At 58.9% G+C, this 8048-nt stretch carries 5 protein-coding genes; all 5 read right to left on the bottom strand.

The window, feature by feature from the left end; translation table 11 throughout:
• Nucleotides 1–310 precede the first annotated feature (310 nt).
• Nucleotides 311–832, bottom strand: coding sequence for a DUF6586 family protein (locus JJD66_RS27575; protein WP_200649490.1), 522 nt, complete (start codon nucleotides 830–832; stop codon nucleotides 311–313).
• A gap of 219 nt (nucleotides 833–1051) precedes the next feature.
• A complete protein-coding gene (topA, locus tag JJD66_RS27570) occupies nucleotides 1052–3673 on the bottom strand; it encodes a type I DNA topoisomerase (RefSeq protein ID WP_003189652.1) in 2622 nt (873 codons plus the stop codon).
• A 114-nt stretch (nucleotides 3674–3787) separates the two neighbouring features.
• Nucleotides 3788–4024, bottom strand: coding sequence for a DUF1653 domain-containing protein (locus JJD66_RS27565; protein WP_003189651.1), 237 nt, complete (start codon nucleotides 4022–4024; stop codon nucleotides 3788–3790).
• Nucleotides 4025–4122: 98 nt separating this feature from the next.
• Entirely contained in the window at nucleotides 4123–5298 is a 1176-nt protein-coding gene (gene fadA / locus JJD66_RS27560; protein ID WP_003189650.1) for an acetyl-CoA C-acyltransferase FadA, read from the bottom strand.
• A gap of 29 nt (nucleotides 5299–5327) precedes the next feature.
• Nucleotides 5328–7475 carry a fatty acid oxidation complex subunit alpha FadB gene (gene fadB, locus JJD66_RS27555; protein WP_003189649.1) on the bottom strand — a complete coding sequence of 716 codons (2148 nt, stop codon included), beginning with the start codon at nucleotides 7473–7475 and terminating at the stop codon, nucleotides 5328–5330.
• Between the last annotated feature and the right edge of the window lie 573 nt (nucleotides 7476–8048).

Here is an 8048-nt window from a genome sequence, read left to right as displayed (position 1 = left end):
CCACACAGGCGTTGGTAATACTGGCCCGCAAGCTTGCTCGGGTGGTGTTCGCTCTGCTGAAAGGGCAAAGCGAATATCAACCAAAAGTTGGTTGAGGGTTGCCCCTCAACCATAGAATCTCCCACAGATTGAACGCGGGGCATCAGCTCGATAGGTGTCGGCTGGCAGGCCGTCAGCGCAGGCAAGCCAGCTCCCACGTTTCGATCCTAGGGCGTCAGGTAGATAAGCGTCGGCCGTCCGGCCGTCGCGGAGCAAGCTCCCTCGACACAGGTTCAGCGTCGCTGCGCAGCCAGCCCCCTCATTTACTCCTTCAGCACTCGTTGAGCCCTTCACGAAAGCGCAGCGCCATCTTCTTCAACTCCTGGCGCCAGCCTTCCAACTCTTCGCGGCTCAACGGCTTGGGCTCATCCTGTTCCAAGGCCACGGCGACGATCAGCGGCTGGGTGACATCCCCCTTGGGCACATGGGGAATACGCGGCGGCTGAAACATATCCGCATGGGCTTTGAGCAGCCGCGCCACCCAACTGTCGGGGCTCTGGGCCATTTCCACCAGTTCGGCCAACTCGGGGATGGCCATGGCGTCCAGCACTTCACGATTCATGATCATTTCTGCACGCGGCGCACCGGCCTGGGGTAGGCGGTAGAACCCGGCGATTTCATGGCAGAGCCCCAGCAAGGCACCGTACAGGTGGAACAACGCCGCTTCGCGCCCCGCCTGTACCAGAGCGATGGCGTTCATCTCTTTCCCTTCCTCGGCACGGCTAAGGGCCTCCAGGGATAAACCCGCGAAGTAAATTTTCTGGTTGGTACGGGTATAGAGTTCGTTGGCCATGACGGCAATCTCCACAACGAATAGGCATGATGCTGACTGCGTAGGAGCGAGCTTGCTGTGGCGAGGGAGCTTGCTCCCGCTCGACTGCGTAGCAGTCGCCAGCTATTGGGGGCGCTTCGCACCCCAGCGCAAGCAAGCTTGCTCGCCACAACAAGCTCAATCCTACAGTAAGCAAAAGCCGTCTATACAGACGGCTTTTGGCGTTAACAGACTAGCGGATCAAGCGCCCTGGCGCTTGTCCTCGACCTTCCACTTGCCGCCGTCGTAGAACGCTTTCCAGCCAGTAGGCTTGCCGTCCACTTCGGTCTGCACGTACTGCTCCTTGGTCTTGCGGCTGTAGCGGATCACGGCTGGGCGACCATCCGGGTCCTTCTTCGGCGCTTCACACAGGAAGTGGTACTTCGGATCGATCTCGTCCTTGTGCGGCACGATCTCCATCACCAGTGGCGCACGGGTCTCGCGGTTTTTCGGGAACTGGCTCGCAGCCAGGAACAGCCCCGAAGCGCCGTCACGCAGGATGTAGGTGTCGTTGACCTTCTCGCACTTGAGCTCGGGCATCTTCACCGGGTCCATCTTCGGCGGCGCCGCATCACCGCTTTTCAGCAGTTTGCGGGTGTTCTTGCAGGTTGGGTTGGTGCACCCGAAGAACTTGCCGAAACGGCCAGTCTTGAGCTGCATCTCGCTGCCGCACTTGTCGCATTCCAGGCTCGGGCCTTCATAGCCCTTGATGCGATAGGTGCCCTCTTCGATCTCGTAGCCGTTGCAATCCGGGTTGTTACCACAGATGTGCAGCTTGTGCTTCTCGTCCAGCAGGTAGGCGTCCATCGCCGTGCTGCAGATCGGGCAGCGATGCTTGCCACGCAGCACCAGCGACTCGGACTCACCCTCGTCGTCAGCCGCGATTTCATCGCCCGGCACCAGGTTGACGGTCGCCTTGCAGCGCTCTTTGGGCGGCAGGCTGTAGCCCGAGCAACCGAGGAACACGCCGGTGGAGGCGGTACGAATCTGCATCGGTCGACCGCAGGTAGTGCACGGAATATCCGTCATCACCGGCTGGTTGGCGCGCATCCCGTTCTCGGGGTTCTCAGCCACTTCGAGCTTTTTCTTGAAGTCGCCGTAGAACTCGTCCAGCACGTTTTTCCAGTCGCGTTCGCCCTGGGCCACGTCATCGAGGTTCTCTTCCATGCCGGCAGTGAAGCCGTAGTCCATCAGGTTGGAGAAGCTCTCCGACAGACGCTCGGTCACGATGTCACCCATCTTTTCCGAATAGAAACGACGGTTGTGCAGCGCAACGTAGCCACGGTCCTGGATGGTGGAGATGATCGCCGCGTAGGTCGACGGACGACCGATACCGCGCTTCTCCATCTCTTTTACCAGGCTGGCTTCGGAATAACGCGCCGGCGGCTTGGTGAAGTGCTGGGACGGGTCGAGCTTGATCAGCTTGAGCGTGTCGCCCTGGGCCATGTCCGGCAGCACATCATCATCGCCAGGCTTAGCGATCTGCGGCATCACACGGGTGTAGCCGTCGAACTTGAGGATACGGCCCTTGGCACGCAACTCGAAATCGCCCGCGCCCACGCTGACGGTAGTAGACAGGTATTGCGCCGGCAGCATCTGGCAAGCCAGGAACTGGCGCCAGATCAGCTCGTAGAGGCGCTCAGCGTCGCGCTCCATGCCGCTCAGCTTGGCAGGCGTGGTGTTGGCGTCGGAAGGACGAATCGCTTCGTGAGCCTCTTGTGCGCCTTCCTTGCTGCTGTAGACGTTCGGCTTCTCCGGCAGGTAGGTCTTGCCGAATTCGCTTTCAATATAGGTACGCGCCATCGCCACCGCGTCTTGCGACAGGTTGGTGGAGTCCGTACGCATATACGTGATGTAGCCAGCCTCATACAGACGCTGGGCCATCATCATGGTCTTCTTCACCCCGAAGCCCAGGCGGTTGCTCGCGGCTTGTTGCAGGGTGGAGGTGATGAACGGCGCCGACGGCTTGCTGCTGGTCGGTTTGTCTTCACGCTTGACGATGCTGTAGCTGGAAGCCTTGAGCTTCTCCAGCGCGGCCATGGCCTGGGCTTCGTTCAGCGGTTTGAAGGCCTCGCCTTTCTCACGGGCCACTTCAAAGCGCACATTGGCGCCCTTGGCAGTGCCGAGGTCGGCGTGAACTTCCCAGTATTCTTCAGGGATGAACGCACGGATCTCGCGCTCACGCTCCACCACCAGCTTGACTGCCACCGATTGCACACGGCCGGCGGACAGGCCACGAGCGATCTTCGCCCACAGCAGTGGCGAGACCATGTAGCCGACGACGCGGTCGAGGAAGCGACGGGCCTGCTGGGCGTTGACACGGTCGATGTCCAGCTCGCCCGGCTTGGAGAAGGCTTCCTGAATGGCTTTCTTGGTGATTTCGTTGAACACCACGCGCTTGTAGCGGCTGTCATCACCGCCGATGGCTTCGCGCAGGTGCCAGGCAATGGCTTCCCCTTCGCGGTCCAAGTCCGTCGCGAGATAGATGGTGTCAGCATCTTTGGCGAGCCGGCGCAGCTCTTCGATGACCTTTTCCTTGCCCGGAAGGATTTCGTATTTGGCCTTCCAGCCATGGTCCGGGTCCACACCCATGCGCGAAACCAGTTGCTTGCGCGCTTTTTCTTTAGGCGTGAGTACCGGACCTTCGCCCGCGGCGGCCTTGCCGCGCTTGGCGGCAGGCTCCTTGCTGGCGCTAGCCGAACCGCTGGTGGGCAGGTCTCGGATATGGCCGATACTCGACTTCACCACGTACTCGTTGCCCAAGTACTTGTTGATGGTCTTGGCCTTAGCCGGGGATTCCACAATGACCAGCGATTTGCCCATGGATCGGAAAATTCCTGAATTCGAGAAGTGAAAGGCAGTTGGCGCCTGACGCGGCAACGCTATATATAGTGGCAACCGGATGAGGTCAAGCGCAGCATTCTGCGCGACCTGCCGTTATTGCCCTGTAAAAAGACTGGGTTCGGCCGTGACCAAAGCAAAGCGCGGGACCTGCTCGCCGTCAACTTCGACGGTCTCCAGGAACATGCTCAAAGGGCGCACCCAAAAGCCGTATTCGCCATACAGCGCTTGGTAAAACACCACTTCTTCTTCGGTTTCAGAGTGGCGCGCCACGCTGAAAACACGGTACTGCGGCCCCTTGTAATGCTGGTAGAGCCCTGGTTCGACTTTCATGCTCTGGCCCTCATGCAAAATTTGTTGAAAAAAAATATTTAAAAGTTCCAAAAAACAAAAACCGGGGCACTGGGCCCCGGCTTCCGTCAACCGAACGTTTAGACGCGTTCGAAGACGGTAGAGATGCCTTGGCCGAGACCAATGCACATGGTTGCAACCCCAAGGTTGCCGCCATTTTGCTTCATCACGTTAAGCAAAGTGCCAGAGATACGCGCACCGGAGCAACCGAATGGGTGGCCCAGGGCAATCGCACCGCCGTGCAGGTTAACCTTCTCGTTCATCTTGTCGAGTACTTTCAAATCTTTCAGCACTGGCAGGGCCTGTGCGGCGAAAGCTTCGTTGAGCTCGAAGAAGTCGATATCGGAGATGGAAAGGCCCGCGCGCTTCAAGGCTTTTTGTGTGGCCGGTACTGGACCATAGCCCATGATCGCCGGATCCACACCCGCCACTGCCATCGAACGAATCACGGCCAGCGGCTGGATACCCAGGTCCTGGGCACGCTGCGCCGACATCACGATCATGCACGAAGCACCATCGGTGATTTGCGAGGAAGTACCGGCTGTCACGGTGCCGCCCTTTGGATTGAAGGCTGGCTTGAGGGCCGCCAGGCTTTCCAGGGTAGTGTCCGGACGAATGGTTTCGTCGTAGTCGAACAGTTTCAGGAAACCATTCTCGTCGTAGCCGTTCATCGGGATGATTTCATCCTTGAACTTGCCTTCCACAGTCGCCTTGTGGGCGAGCTGGTGGGAGCGCAGGCCGAAGGCGTCCTGGGCTTCACGGGTGATGCCGTGCATTTTGCCGAGCATTTCCGCGGTCAGGCCCATCATGCCCGAGGCTTTCGCCGCGTAGAGGGACATGTGCGGGTTAGGATCGACGCCGTGCATCATGCTGACGTGGCCCATGTGCTCCACGCCGCCGACCACGAACACATCGCCGTTGCCGGTCATGATCGCTTGCGCAGCGGTGTGCAGCGCGCTCATCGACGAACCACACAGACGGCTGACGGTCTGGCCGGCCGCGGTGTGCGGGATCTGGGTCATCAACGACGCCATGCGTGCGATGTTCCAGCCCTGCTCCAGGGTCTGGTTGACGCAGCCCCAGATCACGTCCTCGACTTCGTTCGGGTCGACCTTGGTGTTGCGCTCCAGCACTTTGCTGATCAGGTGCGCCGACATGTCTTCGGCGCGGGTGTTGCGGTGCATGCCGCCCTTGGAGCGGCCCATCGGCGTACGACCGAAGTCGACGATCACGACGTCTCTTGGATTCAAGCTCATAAATATTCTCGCTCTAGTCGTCTGGGCACTTAACCGAAGAAGCTCTGGCCATTCTTGGCCATTTCACGCAGCTTCGCGGTCGGGTGGTACAGCGGGCCCAGATCAGCGTACTGATCAGCCAGGGCAACGAACTGGGCCACACCGATGGAGTCGATGTAACGCAGCGCACCACCACGGAATGGAGGGAAACCAATACCGTACACCAGGCCCATATCGGCTTCGGCGGCGGTTTCGACGATGCCGTCTTCCAGGCAACGCACGGTTTCCAGGCACAGGGCGATCATCATCCAGTTGATGATGTCTTCGTCAGACACCTCACGCTGTTCGTAGATGACCGGAGCGAGTACTTCGTGCACCGACGGGTCGGCCACTTTCTTCTGCTTGCCCTTCTTGTCGGTCTCGTAGGCGTAGAAGCCCTTGCCGTTCTTCTGGCCCAGGCGCTTGGCTTCGTAGAGTGCATCGACAGCCGAACGACGGTCGTCTTTCATGCGGTCCGGGAAGCCTTCAGCCATGACGTCGCGACCGTGGTGACCGGTGTCGATGCCGACCACGTCCATCAGGTACGCCGGGCCCATGGGCCAGCCGAATTTTTCCATGACCTTGTCGATGCGCACAAAATCCACACCGGCGCTGACCAACTTGGCGAAACCGCCGAAGTACGGGAACAGCACGCGGTTGACCAAAAAGCCCGGGCAGTCATTGACCACGATCGGGTTCTTGCCCATTTTCTTGGCGTAGGCAACGGTGGTGGCCACGGCCAGCTCGCTGGACTTCTCGCCACGGATCACTTCCACCAGCGGCATCATGTGCACCGGGTTGAAGAAGTGCATGCCGACGAAGTTTTCCGGACGCTTGAGGGCCTTGGCCAGCAGCGAGATGGAAATGGTCGAGGTGTTGGAGGCCAGGATGGTGTCATCTTTGACCTGGGCTTCCACTTCAGCCAGTACGGCTTGCTTGACCTTCGGGTTTTCGACAACCGCTTCGACCACCAGGTCGACGTGGCCGAAATCGCCGTAGGACAGCGTAGGACGAATGCCGTTGAGCACTTCAGCCATTTTTGCAGCGGTCATGCGACCTTTATCAACGCGGCCCACCAGCAGCTTGGCGGCTTCGGCCAGGCCCTGTTCGATACCGTGCTCGTTGATGTCTTTCATCAGGATCGGCGTGCCTTTGGACGCCGACTGATAGGCGATACCGCCGCCCATGATACCGGCGCCGAGTACGGCGGCCTGTTTCACGTCCTTGGCGATTTCGTCGTAGGCCTTGGCCTTTTTCTTCAGTTCCTGATCGTTCAGGAAGAGGCCGATCAGGCTCTGGGCCGCCGAGGTTTTCGCCAGTTTGACGAAGCCTGCCGCTTCCACTTCCAGGGCTTTGTCGCGACCGAAGTTCGCGGCCTTCTGGATGGTCTTGATCGCTTCAACCGGCGCCGGGTAGTTCGGGCCGGCCTGGCCGGCCACGAAACCTTTGGCGGTTTCGAACGACATCATCTGTTCGATGGCGTTGAGCTTGAGTTTTTCCAGCTTCGGCTGACGCTTGGCCTTGTAGTCAAATTCGCCGCTGATGGCGCCCTTGATCAGGTTCAGCGCGGCTTCGGCCAGTTTGTCCGGAGCCACTACAGCGTCGACGGCACCGACTTTCAGTGCGTCTTCAGCCTTGTTTTCCTTGCCGGCGGCGATCCATTCGATCGCGTTGTCGGCACCGATCAGGCGCGGCAGGCGCACGGTACCGCCAAAGCCTGGGTAGATGCCCAGCTTGACTTCCGGAAGGCCGATCTTGGCCGTCGCGGACATGACACGGAAGTCTGCCGCCAGGCACATTTCCAGGCCGCCGCCCAACGCGATGCCATTGATGGCAGCAACGGTCGGCACGTTGAGGTCTTCGAAATCGCTGAAGATCTTGTTGGCTTCGAGGTTGCCAGCCACCAGCTCGGCATCGGGCAGCTTGAAGTTGTCGACGAATTCGGTGATGTCAGCGCCGACGATAAACACGTCCTTGCCGCTGGAGACGATCACGCCCTTGACCGAAGCATCTGCTTTGATGGTGTCTACGGCCTGACGCAGTTCGTTCAGGGTTAGACGGTTGAACTTGTTGACGGACTCACCCTTGAGGTCGAATTTGAGTTCGACGATGCCACTTTCAAGAGCCTTAACCGTGATGGCTTTACCTTCGTAAATCATCAACTGATCTCCACGATATGGAAGCTGAACAGTACACACTGGACGCTGGTCTCTGGTTTGACATTGACAGTTGAATCAATGCTCACGCCAATCCGCCAGGCACACCCGCCAGTGCGATAGTCGGGTTTTGTATGAGTCGTCTGACAGGCAAACGCTCAATTCATACGCCCGTTTGATTTGGGTACGCCACCTTCATCCAATTCCGAGCAATTGTCAATCGCTCCAAAGGCTAGGAAAAACGCGACTTTCCAGTCATTTCAGAACCCGGCCCACAGGCTAGCCACCCGTCAATATTCAAATATTCACAGGATCAATAATAGAAAAGGTGTGGGAAAAAGCTGTACAGAAAGCAATACACGGCTAGGCTAGCGGCAACCTACAGATTTACCGGCCTGCCTGGCCACCTCCAGCCCGATGATGATGTCGGGCTTTTTATTGCCCGGCTTTCCTGTAATTAGATGGACTCGCCCAAGCCGAGGCGTCTATGCGCCACGGTGGCATTCTTATAGAAGCCAACGACAGCGAGGGCGAGCCCATGAAAAAGCATACGACGATCAATCAGTCTTTGTCAGC

Origin of the sequence: Pseudomonas sp. MF6751 (genome assembly GCF_016613265.1) — a bacterium.
Lineage (GTDB): Bacteria > Pseudomonadota > Gammaproteobacteria > Pseudomonadales > Pseudomonadaceae > Aquipseudomonas > Aquipseudomonas fluorescens_BV.
The sequence above is the reverse complement of the archived record's forward strand: the minus strand, read 5'-3'. Positions and strand labels throughout refer to the sequence as shown.

Coding starts and splice junctions, on each gene's coding strand:
- topA (WP_003189652.1), bottom strand. CDS start 3,673: ATGGGCAAATCGCTGGTCATTGTGGAATCCCCGGCTAAGGCCAAGACC.
- JJD66_RS27575 (WP_200649490.1), bottom strand. CDS start 832: ATGGCCAACGAACTCTATACCCGTACCAACCAGAAAATTTACTTCGCG.
- fadB (WP_003189649.1), bottom strand. CDS start 7,475: ATGATTTACGAAGGTAAAGCCATCACGGTTAAGGCTCTTGAAAGTGGC.
- fadA (WP_003189650.1), bottom strand. CDS start 5,298: ATGAGCTTGAATCCAAGAGACGTCGTGATCGTCGACTTCGGTCGTACG.
- JJD66_RS27565 (WP_003189651.1), bottom strand. CDS start 4,024: ATGAAAGTCGAACCAGGGCTCTACCAGCATTACAAGGGGCCGCAGTAC.